At 71.4% G+C, this 15,272-nt stretch carries 12 protein-coding genes; 9 read left to right on the top strand and 3 right to left on the bottom strand.

The window, feature by feature from the left end; all coding sequences use genetic code 11:
* Positions 1-77 precede the first annotated feature (77 nt).
* Positions 78-692, top strand: coding sequence for a hypothetical protein (locus M8542_RS16005; protein WP_257920940.1), 615 nt, complete (start codon positions 78-80; stop codon positions 690-692).
* Here M8542_RS16005 and M8542_RS16000 read toward each other — a convergent pair.
* Positions 689-2,335, bottom strand: a complete 1,647-nt coding sequence (locus M8542_RS16000; RefSeq protein WP_257920939.1) for a DNA repair helicase XPB — start codon at positions 2,333-2,335, stop codon at positions 689-691. The two genes, M8542_RS16005 and M8542_RS16000, sit on opposite strands and share 4 nt — an antisense overlap.
* Before the next feature lie 62 nt (positions 2,336-2,397).
* Between M8542_RS16000 and M8542_RS15995 the strand changes: the two genes are divergently transcribed.
* On the top strand, positions 2,398-3,012 hold the full coding sequence (locus tag M8542_RS15995; RefSeq protein WP_257920938.1) for an LppU/SCO3897 family protein: 615 nt from the start codon (positions 2,398-2,400) through the stop codon (positions 3,010-3,012).
* On the opposite strand, the gene M8542_RS15990 is transcribed toward M8542_RS15995, so the two are convergent.
* Both M8542_RS15990 and M8542_RS15985 read right to left on the bottom strand, forming a co-directional pair.
* A complete protein-coding gene (locus tag M8542_RS15990) occupies positions 3,009-4,388 on the bottom strand; it encodes an FAD-dependent monooxygenase (protein ID WP_257920937.1) in 1,380 nt (459 codons plus the stop codon). The two genes, M8542_RS15995 and M8542_RS15990, sit on opposite strands and share 4 nt — an antisense overlap.
* A 184-nt stretch (positions 4,389-4,572) precedes the next feature.
* Positions 4,573-5,538 (bottom strand): ABC transporter substrate-binding protein, encoded by a 966-nt coding sequence (locus M8542_RS15985; protein ID WP_257920936.1) that lies wholly within the window; start codon positions 5,536-5,538, stop codon positions 4,573-4,575.
* A gap of 187 nt (positions 5,539-5,725) precedes the next feature.
* Between M8542_RS15985 and M8542_RS15980 the strand changes: the two genes are divergently transcribed.
* From M8542_RS15980 to mdlC, 7 genes are all read left to right on the top strand, one after another.
* Positions 5,726-8,449, top strand: a complete 2,724-nt coding sequence (locus M8542_RS15980; RefSeq protein WP_257920935.1) for a sensor histidine kinase — start codon at positions 5,726-5,728, stop codon at positions 8,447-8,449.
* A gap of 12 nt (positions 8,450-8,461) precedes the next feature.
* Positions 8,462-9,139 (top strand): copper homeostasis protein CutC, encoded by a 678-nt coding sequence (locus M8542_RS15975; RefSeq protein WP_257920934.1) that lies wholly within the window; start codon positions 8,462-8,464, stop codon positions 9,137-9,139.
* A 250-nt stretch (positions 9,140-9,389) separates the two neighbouring features.
* Positions 9,390-10,778 carry a tetratricopeptide repeat protein gene (locus tag M8542_RS15965; RefSeq protein WP_504970527.1) on the top strand — a complete coding sequence of 463 codons (1,389 nt, stop codon included), beginning with the start codon at positions 9,390-9,392 and terminating at the stop codon, positions 10,776-10,778.
* 167 nt (positions 10,779-10,945) lie between these two features.
* Complete coding sequence (locus tag M8542_RS15960) at positions 10,946-12,595, top strand: S53 family peptidase (protein ID WP_257920931.1); 1,650 nt, start codon at positions 10,946-10,948, stop codon at positions 12,593-12,595.
* Between the two features lie 83 nt (positions 12,596-12,678).
* Positions 12,679-13,518, top strand: coding sequence for a helix-turn-helix domain-containing protein (locus M8542_RS15955; protein WP_257920930.1), 840 nt, complete (start codon positions 12,679-12,681; stop codon positions 13,516-13,518).
* Entirely contained in the window at positions 13,515-13,676 is a 162-nt protein-coding gene (locus M8542_RS15950) for a DUF397 domain-containing protein (RefSeq protein WP_257920929.1), read from the top strand. The genes M8542_RS15955 and M8542_RS15950 overlap by 4 nt, the downstream gene beginning before the upstream one ends.
* A gap of 9 nt (positions 13,677-13,685) precedes the next feature.
* Positions 13,686-15,272 (top strand): benzoylformate decarboxylase, encoded by a 1,587-nt coding sequence (mdlC, locus tag M8542_RS15945; protein ID WP_257920928.1) that lies wholly within the window; start codon positions 13,686-13,688, stop codon positions 15,270-15,272.

The raw sequence follows: 15,272 nt of genomic DNA, 5'->3' as shown, positions 1-15,272 counted from the left end.
CGCTCATCCGTTCGAGTGAATCGGAGAAACCGCAGGTCGGGGCGTTGAAAGAGAAGCAAGTGGCGGAAGTTGCTCCTGTGACGATTCGCTGGGCCGAAGGAGTGGCCGGCTTGCTCGCCGAGACAACGCACGGCGAAGGCGGCGAAGACGTCCAGCGCGGCCTTGAGCACTTCGCACCCGGAGCGAAGGTGTGGGTGCTGCCGCCCCAGTGGGGCGACGGCGGGGACAGCGTGGTCGTCCTCGGACACCACCGCGGCGGCCGGGGGTGCGAGCGGCTCGCCCGGCTGGTCGTCGGGCGCCACCACCTCACGGGCTTCCGGGTGCGCGGCGTCTACAGCCCGGCCGTCCTGCGCGAGCTCGGTCTGCCGCTGGCCGACCGGGCGGTGCGGCTGTGGGAGTCCGAGGACGAAGCCCGGCAGGCGGCCGAGCGGTGGAACCGGATGCGGGCCGCCCAGTCGGGCGTGCGACGGCCGCAGGCCCGGGGACGGCTGGTCGAGCTCCTCACGGAACTCGCGAAGCCGGACCGGAGCATGCCGTGGGCGGTGCACGAGCTGGCCGACGTGGCCGATGGCGTGCTTCGCGACGAGCGCGAAGCCGCCGCGATCGAGCGGGTCCTGGCGCAGCTGAACGCCGACGGGACCGCCGTCGAGGCGGCCGCCGAAGCGAAGGTGCTTCTCGAGAAGCCCGCCTAGAGCGGCCGAAGCAGGTCGTCGGCGTCCACGATGTGGTACGCGTAGCCCTGCTCCGCCAGGAACCGCTGCCGGTGGGCCGCGTACTCCGTGTCGACCGTGTCACGCGAGACGATCGAGTAGAAGTGGGCTTGGCGGCCGTCGCCCTTCGGGCGCAGCAGCCGGCCCAGGCGCTGGGCTTCCTCCTGGCGCGAGCCGAACGTGCCCGAAATCTGGATCGCCACCGACGCTTCCGGCAGGTCGATCGAGAAGTTCGCCACCTTCGACACCACCAGCGTCCGGATCTCGCCCCGGCGGAACTTGTCGAAGAGCTCCTCGCGCTCCTTGTTCTTCGTCGCGCCCTGGATGACCGGGGCGTCGAGCTCGTCGCCGAGCATCTCGAGCTGGTCGAGGTACGCGCCGATCACCAGGGTCGGCTCGCCGGCGTGCTTCTCGACGATCGACTTGATCACCGGCGTCTTCGTCTGCGCGGTCGCGGCCAGCTTGTAGCGCTCGTCGGCCTCCGCCGTCGCGTACTCGAGCCGCTCCGCGTCCGTCAGCGTGACGCGGACTTCGGTGCACTCCGCCGGCGCGATCCAGCCCTGCGCCTCGATGTCGCGCCACGGCACGTCGTAGCGCTTCGGGCCGATCAGCGAGAAGACGTCGCCCTCGCGGCCGTCCTCGCGCACCAGCGTCGCGGTCAGGCCGAGGCGGCGGCGCGACTGCAGGTCCGCCGTCATCCGGAACACCGGCGCCGGCAGCAGGTGGACCTCGTCGTAGACGACCAGGCCCCAGTCGCGCGAGTCGAACAGCTCCAGGTGCCGGTACTCGCCCTTGGTCTTGCGGGTGATCACCTGGTAGGTGGCGATGGTGACCGGCCGGATCTCCTTCTTCTCACCGGAGTACTCGCCGATCTCCTCCTCGGTCAGCGACGTCCGCGCGATCAGCTCGCGCTTCCACTGCCGGCCGGCGACGGTGTTCGTCACCAGGATCAGCGTCGTCGCCTGGGCCTTCGCCATGGCCGCCGCGCCGACCAGCGTCTTGCCCGCGCCGCACGGCAGCACGACGACGCCGGAGCCGCCCGCCCAGAACGCTTCCGCGGCCATCCGCTGGTAGTCGCGCAGGTGCCAGTCCTGCTCGTCGAGTGCGATCGGGTGCGCTTCGCCGTCGACGTAGCCGGCGAGGTCCTCGGCCGGCCAGCCGACCTTCAGCAGCGCCTGCTTCAGCCGCCCGCGCTCGCTCGGGTGCACGATGACGGTGTCTTCGTCGATCTTCGCGCCCAGCATCGGGCTGATCTTCTTGTTGCGGGCGACCTCGGTCAGCACCGCGCGGTCGGTGGTCGACATGACCAGCCCGTGCGCCGGGTGGTTGGCGATCTGCAGCCGGCCGAACCGGCCCATCACGTCGACGACGTCGATCAGCAGCGGCTGCGGCACCGGGAAGCGCGAGTACGTCGTCAGCGCGTCGACGACCTGCTCGGCGTCGTGCCCCGCGGCACGCGCGTTCCACAACGCCAGCGGCGTGATCCGGTAGGTGTGCACGTGCTCCGGCGCGCGTTCGAGCTCGGCGAACGGCGCGATCGCGACGCGCGCGTCGCCGGCCTGGGGGTGGTCGACCTCCAGCAGCACGGTCTTGTCGGACTGGACGATCAGCGGGCCATCAGTCACAACTACTGTTATACGTGCCTCGCCGGTGGGACGAGGTGCCGAGGGGAGCACTGGAGGGCACGTTGACCACACCACCGTCCGACGACAACCCGTTCCGGACGCCGGAGTACGCGGCGCCGTCGGCGATGCCCGCGGCGCCGGGCCCGGCCCCGATCCCGCACTGGTTCAGCGTGAAGGTGCGGATCACGCTCGTCGCGTGCGTCGTCGCCGCCCTCGGCCTCGGGTCGCTCGGCGCGATGGGCATCTACTGGCTCGACAGCGCCGGCCCGCCGTCCGACGGCGACTGCCTGTACCTGACGCGCGAGGGTGGCGGCAAGCTCGCCTACCACCGCGTGAGCTGCGGCTCGGACGCAGCGACCTACAAGGTCGAGGACAGCTACCGCACGGCCACCCGGTGCAGCCTCGGCGACTACGTGCGGTTCCAGACCACGGGCAGCTCCGCGCGGACGCTCTGCCTGGCGTTGAACGTCAGCACCGGCGACTGCCTGCGCGACGTCGAGGACGAGGCGACGATCGGCAAGGTCGGCTGCGGCGACCCGGCGGCGCAGGAGCGCGCGGAGGTCTTCGCCGCCAGTTTCGGCAGCGAAGACGTCTGCGAGGACGCCGACAAGGTGCTGATGTACGGCGGGTCACCGCGCCGGACGGTGTGCCTGCGCCCGGTCGGCGAGAACATCTAGCCGAACCACCGGCCCGGGTCGGCGGGGTCGACGGCGTACCCGTCCGGGCGGATCAGCAGCAGCCGGCCGCGGTACGCGTCGTCGGTGGTGGCCGCCCGCACGTGGTCGACGGTGTCGCGCACGGGCGCCGGGTGGTCGCCGAGGTCGAGGAGCAGCCCGCGGCCGGCGCGCAGCAGCCGGAAGAGCCGCGTCGGCCCGGCGGCGGTCGTCAGGTCGAGGTCGGGGACGCGCTCCGCGCCGGGGTAGCCGAGGGCGAGCCCGGACAGCAGGCCGCTGAAGTAGCGGTTGCCGTCCGGCTGCCGCATCAGGTCGATGACGATCTCGCGCAGCGCCTCGACGTTCTCGTCGCGGTTCGGCGCGGTGAACACGCGCTGGGCCGCGGTGTGCCGCAGCACGCGCGCGGCGGCCGGGTGCCGTTCGGTGTGGTAGCTGTCGAGCAGACCGGCCGGCGCGGTGCCGCGGCACTCGGCGGCGAGCTTCCAGCCGAGGTTCATCGCGTCCTGGACGCCGAGGTTGAGCCCCTGCCCGCCCAGCGGCGGGTGGATGTGCGCGGCGTCGCCGGCGAAGAGCACGCGGCCGTGCCGGTACTGCGCCAGCTGCCGCGTCGCGTCGTTGAACCGCGAAGCGCCGTACAGCTCGCCGAGGCGCGTCTCGGCGCCGTACAGGGCCGTCAGCGCTTCGGTCACTTCGGTGTCCGACACCGGCGCGTCGCGGCCCGGCTGCGCCGCTGTGGCGCCGAAGACGAACCGGTGGCCGCCGTCGCCGAGCGGGGTGAGCATCGACCAGTAGCCGTTCGCCTGCCGCGTCACCTGGCTGAAGTGCGTCGCGCGGGGCGGGACGAGCGCGGACGCGGCGGCGAGCCGGATGTGCGCGAGCGTGGCGACGTAGGTCTCGGTGCGGCCGGGGAACGGCAGCCCGAGCAGCCGCCGGACCGTGCTGTGCGCGCCGTCGCAGGCCACGAGCCAGCGCGCGCGGCGTCCGTCGACGGTGACACCGTCGGCGTCGGCGTCGACGGTCCGTATGTCGTGGCCGCGTTCGATGACGGCGCCGTGCTTGACGGCGTGTTCGGCCAGCATCGCCTCGACGTCGTCCTGGGTGCGGTTCAGGACGCGGGGGTGGCGGGTCCGCCAGGCGCCGTAGTCGAAGGGCACCGGCAGCCCCGCGAAGTGCCCGCTGGGGCCGTCCTGCTCCGCCTCGGCGGGGTCGAGGCCACGCATGTCCAGGAGTTCGGCGGTGCGGGGCTGCAGGCCGACGGGCCGCGGCAGGCCGGGCCCGTCACGGCGGTCGAGGACGGTCACGTCGACGCCGGCGAGCGCGAGTTCGGCGGCGGTCATCAGGCCGGTCGGCCCGGCTCCGGCGATCAGGACGGTGGTCATCGAGCACTCCTCAAGTAGACTGAGTGCAAAAGTAGACCAAGTGCAAGTTTGGCGACAGCGAATATGGAGGTCGGCAGGCGAGCGCCCCAATGTGGCCTTCGGTGCGTCAGACGCACCGAAGGCCACATTGGGTGCGTCAGACGCAACCAAGGCCACATTGGGGCGCTCGGGCGGAGGGTGGTAGCTAGTTGCTGTTCTGGTCCGGCAGCAGCGCCTGGACGTCGAGGCGGTTGGCCAGCTGGCCCGAGTTGTGCATCAGGTCCGCGACCCGCTGCAGCCGGATCCCGTTGAGCGACGCCGGGTACGAGCCGAGTGAGATCAACGCCGCCGTCGTCGAGTCGATGTCCGAGAACTTCGGCAGCGAATCTCGCACCACCGCCGGGTCCGTCGCGCTCTGCTGGGCCGCGCCCAACGCCGTGCGGAACGCCGCCAGCGTGCGCGGGTTGGCCTGCGCGAACGGCTTCGCGGACGCGTAAGCCGACAACGGGAAGTCCAATGTCGAGCCGCGGGCGCCGTCGGCCAGGATGTGGGCGCCCAGGTCCTTCTCGGCCCGGGTGATGTACGGCTCGATCATCAACGCCGCGTCCGCGTCGCCCGCCTGCAGGGCTTGGGGCATCGCGTCGAACGCCACCTGCTTGAACTTGATCTTCGTCTCGTCGACGCCCGCGGTGCCCAGCACCGACCGCGCGGCGAGCGCGCCGACGTCGTCGAGCATGTTCACCGCGATCTCCGGCGACTTCTTCTTCGTCGGCTCGGTGTAGTCGGAGCCGGGCAGTGTGACCAGCGCCATCGTGTTCGGGCCGGACGTGTAGGCCTCGCCCTGCAGCTGCAGGGCCGCACCGCCCGCCGCGGCGCGGAACACCGCGATGTCGGAGGCGAACGTGACGTCGAGGTCGCCGGCGGCCAGCTTGGCCAGCCCGTCCGCGCCGCCCAGCTCGACGAGCTGCACGTTCAGCCCCGCCGAGCCGAACTTCCCGGCGGCGACGGCGATGCGCAGGGGCGCGGTGTCGATGGCGTTGCCCACACCCACGCGCAGAGTGGTCCGTTCCAATGGCGGCGGGGCCGCCGTCGAACCGGAAGAGAACACACTGCAGCCCGCGGTGGCCAGCAACGCCACTACCAGCGGAATCGTCCGTCCGCGTCTGATCATGAACCTTCACCTACCGCGAGAATCTGGTTCTCGTGCTGGATCGTATGGTCCGCGCCCCATACGATCGCGGGCAGGGCCGTATCGCGCCAGCACGGCTTTCGGATCTTCATGGGGCGGGCTACCGTTCAGTAGGTTCGAGATGTCGTCGGATCCGCGGGTTCCCTCCCGCGGCGGAAAAGGAAACCAGGTGACCCGTCGCGACAAGCGTCCCCGCAAGGGCGGCGACGCGGCGGACCCGCGTCCGGCCGGTGGCCGGTGGCGGCTGCGGAACTGGCGTCTGGGCACCAAGCTCTTCGCGGTCCTCCTCATCCCCGCACTCGCCGTGATCGCGCTCGTCGGCCTGCGGATCAGCTCGGACCTGCGCGACGCGCGGCAGCTCGCGGAGTTCGCCACGCGCGGCCGCGTCGACAACACGGTCGCCGAAGCCTTGCACGAGCTGCAGCGCGAGCGCGACCTCACCGTGCGCTTCGTCGCCCAGAACCGCCAGGGCGACACCGCCGACCTCGCCGGTCAGCGCAAGCGCGTCGACCAGGCCATCGGCACGTTCGAGCGGACGCTGGGGGAGAGCAAGCCGCGGCTCGACGCCAAGGCCGCGGAAAGCCTGCAGCAGACCGACGACCGGCTGCGCGTCCTCGGCGGCCTCCGGTTCTCCGCCGAGCACTCGGCGTTCCCCGCCGACGCCGTCCTGCGCTCCTACAGCGAGCTGATCTCCGGCCTGCTCGACATCAGCGACTCGGCCGCCGCCGACGTCTCCGACCCCGAGCTGGCGCGGCTGCGCCTGGCGGGCAACGCGCTGGCGCGGATCAAGGACCAGATGTCGGTCAAGCGGGCGGTGATGGCCGAGGCGCTCGCCGAGGGCACGCTCAGCCGTGATCGCACGCGCGCGCTGCTCGGCGCGGAAGCCGAGCTCGACGCCGCCCACAACGACTACCGCACTTTTGCCACGCCCGAGCAGCAGCGGATGTTCGACGACACGGTGATCGGCCTGGTCGTCGACATCGGCAACGACATGGTCGAATCCGCGCTCACCCGCACCGAAAACGGCCAGGACCTCTCGGGCCTCGACCCGAACCAGTGGGACGCCTCGGCGACCCACACGGTCAACCTGACCCACCAGGTGCAGCAGGCGCTGCTGGTCCAGTTGCAGGAGCGCACGGACACGCTCGCCGCGCAGGCCCGCACGGCGGCGATCTGGGACGGCGGGGTCGTCCTCGGCGTCCTGCTCGTCGCCGGCGTGCTGTCGGTGGTCATCGCGCGGTCCCTGTTGCGGCCCTTGCGGATCCTGCGCCGGACGGCGCTGGAGGTGGCCGAGCACCGGCTGCCCGCGGCCGTGCAGGGCCTGCTCACCGATCCCGAGCCGGCCCCGGAGAACCTGCGCAAGCGCCTCGCCGTCGCGCCGGTGCCGGTGTTCACCCGCGAGGAAGTCGGTCAGGTGGCCCGCGCGTTCGACGCGGTGCACGGCGAAGCCGTCCGCCTCGCCGGCGAACAGGCGCTGCTGCGCGAGAACGTCAACGCGATGTTCGTCAACCTCTCGCAGCGCAGCCAGGACCTCGTCGAGCGGCAGCTGTCGGTGCTCGACCGGATGGAGGCCGACGAGCAGGACCCGGACACCCTCGCCGGGCTGTTCGAGCTCGACCACCTCGCGACGCGGATGCGGCGCAACAGCGAGAACCTGCTGGTCCTGTCCGGGCACGACGCCGCGCGCGAGGACGCCGGCGCGGTCTCGGCCGACGAGATCATCGGCGCCGCTCTCTCGGAGGTCGAGCACTACCAGCGGATCGAGCTCGGCCCGGCGCCGCACGTGGCCGTGCGCGGCGAAGTCGTCAACGACCTCGTGCACGTCGTGTCGGAGCTGCTGGAGAACGCGACGCGCTATTCCGGCGGCGAGACGGTCACCGTCGCCAGCGCCGAAACCCACGACGGCGACTGGCAGATCGAGATCATCGACCATGGCGCCGGCATGCCGCAGGCGGAGATCGACCGCACCAACGCGCGGCTGGCGCACCCGCCGGACGTCGACGTCGAGGTCTCGCGCCGGATGGGCCTGTTCGTGGTCGCGACGCTGGCCACGCGCCACCACATCGACGTCAGCCTCGGCTCGGGCCGCGACGGCGGGCTGGTCGCGACCGTGCTCGTGCCGTCGGCGCTGATCGTCGAGCTGCCGCCGATGCCCGCGCCGCCCCCGCCCGCCGAGCCCGCCGCGGCCCCGGAGCCCGAGCTGCTCGCGCCGCTGGCCCCGCTCACGCCGGAACCCGAGCCGGAGCCCGAGGAGCTGACCCCGCCGTCGATCGAAGCCGGCCCGCCGCGCCGGGCGCCGGTGGTGGCCCGCGAGCACGCGCCGGAGTGGCCGGCCGCCGACGACGACTCGCACCACCTCGACCTCGACGCGCCGACCGAGCGGATGCCCGCCTACCGCGACGTCCTGTCGCGCTGGTTCGACGCGTCCGCGCTGGCCACGCCCGAGCCGCCGCAGCGGGCCGCGGAGCCGCTCCCGGTGGCGGAGGAGCCGCGTCCGGTCACCCCGGAGCCCCGGCACGCCCTGGCGGCCCCGCCCCCGCCGCCCCCACCCCCGCCCGCACTTTCACGTGAAAGTGCGGCCGTCGAGGCGAACCCGGACGACGAGGACACCGAGCCGCAGTTCCCGCCCGTCGCGCCGCCGGTTGCGCCGCCCGCCGCGATCGAGCCCGAGTACCAGTGGCCGACGCCGGCCGAGCTGGAGCAGGAAGACGGCGCGGAGGACACCTGGCCGTTCCTGCAGCCCGCCGATTCGGCGGCGAGCCCCGGAGCGGTGCCGGAGCAGCGGCCGATACTCTCTCTTTCCCCGGAAGCGGTGCGCGAGCGGATGACAAGCCTTCAAGGCGGCTTCCGGCGAGGGCGTCATGCGAGGGGAGACGACACCCGGAACCAGTGAAACGGATGAGGCATGAGCTCGAAGACGCCCCTGCTGGAAGTGATCGCGCTGGACGCGGCGGACGCCGAAGGCGCGCAGGCGGGCGGGGCCGACCGCCTCGAACTGGTCGCGGACATGGCGCAGGACGGCCTGACGCCGTCGCTGGAGACGGTGCGTGACGTGCTGTCGGCGACCGACCTCCCGGTCCGGGTCATGCTGCGGGACAACGGTTCCTTCGCCGTCGGTGACCTCGAGGGGCTGCGCGCGGACACCGCGCGGCTGATCGACGCGGGCGCACGCGAGTTCGTCTTCGGGTTCCTGAACATCGACAGCGAGATCGACCTGGACGCGTGCGAGGCGCTGATCAAGGAGGTCGACGGTCTGCCGTGGACGTTCCACCGCGCCATCGACCGCACGCGGGATCCGTTGCGCGCCTACGACCAGCTCGCGTCTCTCGGCTGCGACACCGTGCTCGCGGCGGGTCACCCGAACGGCGTCGCGAGTGGTCTTTCGGTGCTGCAACGGCTCGCGCAGCGTGAGAGCGGACCGGAGCTGCTCGTCGGTGGCGGCCTGCGCGCGCAGCAGGTGCACCTCTTGCGCGCGGGCGGGGTGCGCGGGTTCCATGTCGGTAGCGCGGTCCGGCCCGGCGGCTGGCAGTCGCCGGTCGACGCCGAAACGGTGCGCACCTGGGTGGATCTCGTCAAATCCTGATCGACTTCCGGAAACGGGCGAAGCATCGGCGGGATAAAACGATTTCCGCCGATGTTCTGACGTGCCGGGCAATTCTGAGCGTGGCGATGAAATTGCATTCGTCACGTGCAGCGGGCGAGCCGGGGCTGCGCGTGCCGCTGCACGAGCGCTCCGGGTTTTGACCTGGTTGGCGGCTGATTTCGGGGCGATCGGCTGGCTACTGTGATCCCGCATTTCACGATCCGGACGACCTTCGTCGAATCGATCGGCAGTGCGGGAGGCGGCGCCGTGTGCGCGCGTATTCAGTTCGAGAGCTCGCTGCGCGGGCAACCGGAAACCAAGAGTTCCGCCATGCGGTGGATTTCCATCACCTGGGCTCGGTGGATTCCCCGCGGATATCGCCCGAGTGCGTCCGGAACAAGCCGGAAGGCCGAATCGTGACCAGCGCGATACCGCGTCAACGCGGAACCGAAACCTCCGAAGACGAGTTCGCGAAACTGGGGCTCGGCGGCTCGCTCGCCCTCACCGGCCTGCTGGCCGCCGTCAAGATCGCGGAAACCGCCACGGGTGTGGTGCTGACCGCCGCCGGGGTACTGCCCGGCGCCAGTCCCTCGAGGGACCGGCCACCGGCCTGGCCCGGCGGGGAATGAACGGGAGCTGCCCGGCATCGGCAGCTCTCTACGGACGGAGGGCTGCCATGACCGGCAGTGAAGGACGGGACGAACCGCGCGGCACCCGCGTGGGTCTCGCCGACGTGCAGCGGCTCGAGGACACCGTCGCGGAGCTCAGGGCGCTGGACTACCGCTACGGCGGCGGCGCGTGCCGGGTCGCCGTCGAGGCGCGGCTGCCCGCGGCCGTGGGGCTCATCGACGGCGCGGCCAGACCCGTCGTCAAGGCGAAGCTCTGCACCGCCGTCGCCGACCTGTACAACCTGGCCGGTTGGACCAACTTCGACCAGGACCGGCCGGCGGCCGCGCTGGAAGCGTTCAAACGGGCGCTGCAGTTCGCCGTCGAAGCCGGGAACGACGACCTCCAGGCCAACATCCGGTACCGCATCGGCCGGCTGCACCTGCACTACGGCGTCGTCGACGCGGCGCTGGAAGAGTTCGCGCGCGGCCGGGAGGCGGCGCTGCAGGCGCATTCCAAGCTCGCGCTGGCGATCCTGTCGGCCAACCAGGCGTGGGCGCACGCCAAGAAGGCCGACGTCACCGGCGCGCTGACCTACCTGCGCCGGGCCCGCGAGGAGTTCTCGGAGGCCGAGGGGCGCGAACCCTCGCCGTGGGACGCGTTCTTCGGGCCCACCGACATGGCGGCGATGATCGGGACGGTGCACGGCGAGCTGGCGCAGGTGGTCGACATCCGGCACGGCCGCGACGGCATCCCCGCGCTCACCGAGGCGATCGAGGGCTACCGGCGGCGCATGACGCGCAGCCGGTCGCTGACCCTGATCTGGCTGGCCACCGTGCACGCGCTGGACGGCGACCTCGACGTCGCCACCGCCGTCGGCGAGGAGGCGATCGAGCTGGCGGCCGCGCTGCGGTCGCCGCGGACGCGGCAGCGGCTGCACTCGCTCTCGGCCGCGGCCCGCCGGTTCTCGGGCAACTCCGACGCCCGGGAGATCGTGGACCGCATCGACGATCTCGGGCATTCCGGACGATAATCGAATGTACATGAAAAGGTAAACCCCTCGGAAAATGAAAATGGGAACCGCGAAACGGCAGCCAAAAGTAGGTTCCTTGCCGACTCGGCGGCTTCTTATGCTGCTCGGCAGCCTGCGGTGAGAATTTCCGCGCAGGCCCGGTCCCCACCGCCGAGAGGAAATTCCCCATGCGCTTGCGCAAGCTCGTCGCGGCCGCCGTGCCGCTGCCGGCGTTGCTCGGCCTCGCCGTGGTCGTCCCCGCCGCCGCGGCGTCGGAACCCCTGGTCACGCTGGCCGACAGCGCGGCTCCGCTGGTCAACAGCGCCCGCACCGGCGACGTCGCCGGCGGGCAGCCGATCACCGCGGCCCTCGCCCTGAAACTGCACAACCAGCAGGCGCTGGAAAAGTTCCTCGCCGACGTCCAGAACCCGGTGTCGCCGGAATACCACCACTTCCTGACCCCGGCGCAGTTCAATGCCGAGTTCGGCCCGACCCAGGCCGACGTCGACAAAGCCGTCTCGTTCCTCGGGAAATCCGGCGCCACCGGGATCGAGGTTTCCGGCAACCGCCAGGCCATCACGTTCAGCGGTTCGGCGGCGCAGCTGGAATCGGCGTTCCACACCCGGATCGGGACCTACCACGACCAGGCCTCCGGGCGTGACTTCTTCGCCAACGACGCCGCGCCGACCGTGCCGGCGGACGTCTCGTCGGTGGTCGGCAACGTCGTCGGCCTCGACAACCACGCCGTGCGGAAGCACGAGTCGGCGGCGGCGAAGCAGCCCAACGTCGTCACGGCCGTCACCCCGCCGATCCTCAAGACCGCCTACGGCACCAGCGGTCTCTCGGCGACCGGCAGCGGCGTGAAGGTCGGCTTCGTCGAGTTCGACGGCTACCAGAAGTCGAACATCACCAAGTACGACAGCACGTACGGCCTTTCGGCGGGCACGGTTACCACAGTCCCGGTGAGCGGCGCGAACTACGACTCCTCGCCCGGCGACGGCCAGATCGAGGTCGAGCTGGACATCGAGGTCGTGCACGCGCTGGCCGCCAAGGCCAACGACTACGTGTACGAAGCGCCGAACACCAACGCCGGCGAACTGGCGATGTACCAGAAGATCGCGTCCGACCACACGGTGAACGTCGTCTCGATCTCCTGGGGCGCCTGCGAATCCGCGGAGGGCACGAGCGGCGCGAACAGCGTCAGCAACGCGATCGCGACCGGCACCGCGGAGGGCATCTCGTACTTCGCGGCGGCGGGCGACGACGGCACGACCGACTGCTACCGCCAGACGGGTTCGACGGCGAAGGCCGTGGACTTCCCGGCGTCGAGCCCGAACGTGACCGGCGTCGGCGGCACGCAGCTGACGATCACCTCCTCGAACGCCTACAGCAGTGAGAAGGCGTGGAACGACGGCGCGTCCAACGGTTCCACCGGCGGCGGCATCTCGACGGTGTTCACCGCGCCTTCGTGGCAGTCCGCGCAGAGCACGACCAAGCGCAAGGTCCCGGACGTCTCGGCGGACGCGGCGAGCGGTTCGGGTTACCGCATCTTCACCGCGGGCGCGTGGGAGACGGTCTGGGGCACCTCGGGCGCGGCCCCGCTGTGGGCGGCCTTCGCGACGCTGCAGAACCAGGTCCACGGCGGCGGGCTGGGCAACCTGAACCCGAAGTTCTACTCGATCGGCAACGGTTCCTCGTACGGCACCGGCTTCCACGACGTGACGACGGGCAACAACACGCTGCACGGCACGACGGGCTTCAGTGCGGGCACCGGCTACGACCAGGTGACCGGCTGGGGTTCCTTCAAGGGCACCGGGCTCTCGGGCCTGATCGGCTGATTTTCGACGCCGCCGGGGCTGTCGCGGATTCGCGACGGCCCCGGCGGCCGTTTTCTGTAGGTGGGCAGTGACAGACTGCGCACATGGCATCACGACTGGCGACACCTCGGGCCCGCGCGCTGGGCTTCGGCCTCCGGGCGGCGCGCGACACGCGCGGGTTCGGCCTGCGCCAGCTGGCGCGGATGGTGGGGGTGACCCCGCAGGAGCTGTCCCACTGGGAGGTCGGCACGAGGATCCCGACGGTCGCCCAGGTGGGGTTGCTGCTCGGGGCGATGCGGGTCGAACCGGTGGAGCGGAAGCGGTTGCTGAGCCTGGCGGAGAACGCGCGCGAGCCCAACTGGGTGGAGCTGGCCAGAGCGCCCGAAGTGGCGGCGTTCGTCGAATACGAGCGGGCCGCCAGCACGGTGATCAACTGGGAACCGCTGCTGGTGCCGGGGATCCTGCAGACGGGTGAGTACACCGAGGCACTCTTCGCGGAGGCCGATGGACTTAATCCGGGAACCGTCGAGGATTGCGTGGCGATCCGGGCCCGCCGCCGCGAACTCCTCCGCGGCCAGGATCCGCTGAACTACATCGTTTTCGTCGGCGAAGGCGCCTTGCGCGGCGGGCTTGCCAGGCCGCGACCGATGAGCGGCCAGCTCACGCACCTGGTGTCGATGTCGGAGTGGACCAACGTGAGCATCCGCGTACTGCCGATGTCGCTCGGCTTCCACCCCGGGCTGTTCGGCCCGTTCGCGATCCTCGACTTCTGGAACCTGCCCTCCATCGTGCATTTGGAGGGTTACTGCGGGAGTTCCTACCTTTATGATGATCGAGAGGTGGCCGCCTACCGCGCTGCCGCCGGGCGGATGCGGAAACTGGCGCTGAGCGAAGACGAATCGCGGGCGTTCATCCAGGGGGTGATCGCCGACCTGGAGGCATGATGTGGCGAAAGTCGAGTTACAGCGGTATCCAGACCAACTGTGTCGAGGTGGCGCTCGGCAAGGTGTCGCGCGTCCGGGACACCAAGGACCGCGCCGGCGGGACGCTCGCGCTGGATGCGGCCGCTTGGGGGGCTTTCCTTCGCAAGACTAAGCATTAGTCTGGGGGCATGATCAAGCGCACGGTCCTGGACGCCACTCGCGAACTCCTCCGCGACCTCGGCCTCACCACGGTGTTCGGCAACCCCGGCACCACCGAAGTCCCGTTCCTCACCGACTGGCCGGACGACTTCGACTACGTCCTGGGCCTGCAGGAGTCCGCCGTCGTGGCGATGGCCGACGCCTACGCCCAGGCGACGCGGCAGGCCGTGCTCGTCAACCTGCACTCCGCCGGCGGTGTCGGGCACGGGCTCGGCAGCCTCTTCAACGCCTACCGCAACCGGACGCCCCTGATCATCGTCGCCGGGCAGCAGAACCGGGCGCTCATCCCGCACGACCCCTTCCTCGGCGCGATGGAAGCCCCGAACTTCCCGAAGCCGTACGTGAAGTGGTCCGTCGAGCCCGCCACGGCCGAGGACGTCCCGGCCGCGCTGGCCCGGGCCTACCACGTCGCGACGCAGGCGCCGGCCGGGCCGGTCTTCGTGTCCGTGCCGGCCGACGACTGGACCGTCACGACCGAGCGGCCCGTCATCTCCCGGCCCCGCATCCGCGGCTTCGCGCCGGATCCCGAAACCGTCACCGAGCTGGCCGCCGCGCTCGCCGCCGCCGAGCGGCCCGCGCTCGTCGTCGGAGGCGCGGTCGACCACGACGGCGCGGTCGAGGAGACCGTCGCGCTGGCCGAGAAGCTCAACGCCGGCGTGTGGGTCGCGCCGATGTCCTACCGCTGCTCGTTCCCGGAGGACCACCCGCTGTTCCAAGGGTTCCTGGACCCCGAACGCGGCGCGGTCTCGGACCGGCTCGCGGCGTACGACCTGGTCGTTGTGCTCGGGGCGCCCGCCTTCACCTACCACGTCGACCGCGGGCGCGGCGAAGCTCCGCTGCCGCCGCTGTTCATCGTCAGCGACGACGAGCAGATCCTCGCGCGCGCCTTCGAAGGCACCGGCGTCCGCGCGACACCGAAGCTCGGCATCACCGCGCTCCTCGCCGCGGTCGGCGAGACCACCCGGTCCGCGCCGGCGCCGCGCACGCGCCCGGCGAAGCCGGCCGGCGACAAGCTCACCGGCGAGTTCGTCTACTCGACGCTCGCGGACCTGTTGCCGGACAACGCGATCGTCGTCGAGGAGACGCCCAGCCACCGCGGCATCCTGCACGAGCACCTGCCGATCACCGCGACCGACACGGGCTTCCTGACGATGGCGAGCGGCACGCTGGGCTACGGCGTCCCGGGCACGGTCGGCGCGGCGCTCGCCCGGCCGGACCGCCCGGTGGTCGGCGTGGTCGGCGACGGCTCGAGCATGTACGGCATCCAGGCCCTCTGGACGGCGGCGCGCCAGGAGCTGCCGGTGACGATCCTGATCATGGACAACACCGAGTACGCGGCGGTTCGCATCCTCGGCGACGCGATCGGCGGCGCGAAGCTCCCGGGCACGGAGCTGGGCGGCATCGACTTCGCGGCGCTGGCGGCGAGCATGGGCTGCCAGGGCGTGACGATCACCGAGCCGGCGGGGTTGGCACCGGGTCTGACGGCGGCCTTCGCCGACCCGCGTCCGACGCTGGTGCACATCCGGGTCGCGCCCTCGGACCGGGCGCTGTACTGA

Source organism: Amycolatopsis iheyensis (assembly GCF_024703995.1).
Classification (GTDB): Bacteria; Actinomycetota; Actinomycetes; order Mycobacteriales; family Pseudonocardiaceae; genus Amycolatopsis; species Amycolatopsis iheyensis.
Note: the sequence above shows the minus strand (reverse complement) of the source record. Positions and strands in the feature narration are given on the sequence as shown.

Coding starts and splice junctions, on each gene's coding strand:
- M8542_RS15990 (WP_257920937.1), bottom strand. CDS start 4,388: ATGACCACCGTCCTGATCGCCGGAGCCGGGCCGACCGGCCTGATGACC.
- M8542_RS15955 (WP_257920930.1), top strand. CDS start 12,679: ATGGCATCACGACTGGCGACACCTCGGGCCCGCGCGCTGGGCTTCGGC.
- M8542_RS15950 (WP_257920929.1), top strand. CDS start 13,515: ATGATGTGGCGAAAGTCGAGTTACAGCGGTATCCAGACCAACTGTGTC.
- M8542_RS15960 (WP_257920931.1), top strand. CDS start 10,946: ATGCGCTTGCGCAAGCTCGTCGCGGCCGCCGTGCCGCTGCCGGCGTTG.
- M8542_RS15985 (WP_257920936.1), bottom strand. CDS start 5,538: ATGATCAGACGCGGACGGACGATTCCGCTGGTAGTGGCGTTGCTGGCC.
- mdlC (WP_257920928.1), top strand. CDS start 13,686: ATGATCAAGCGCACGGTCCTGGACGCCACTCGCGAACTCCTCCGCGAC.
- M8542_RS15975 (WP_257920934.1), top strand. CDS start 8,462: ATGAGCTCGAAGACGCCCCTGCTGGAAGTGATCGCGCTGGACGCGGCG.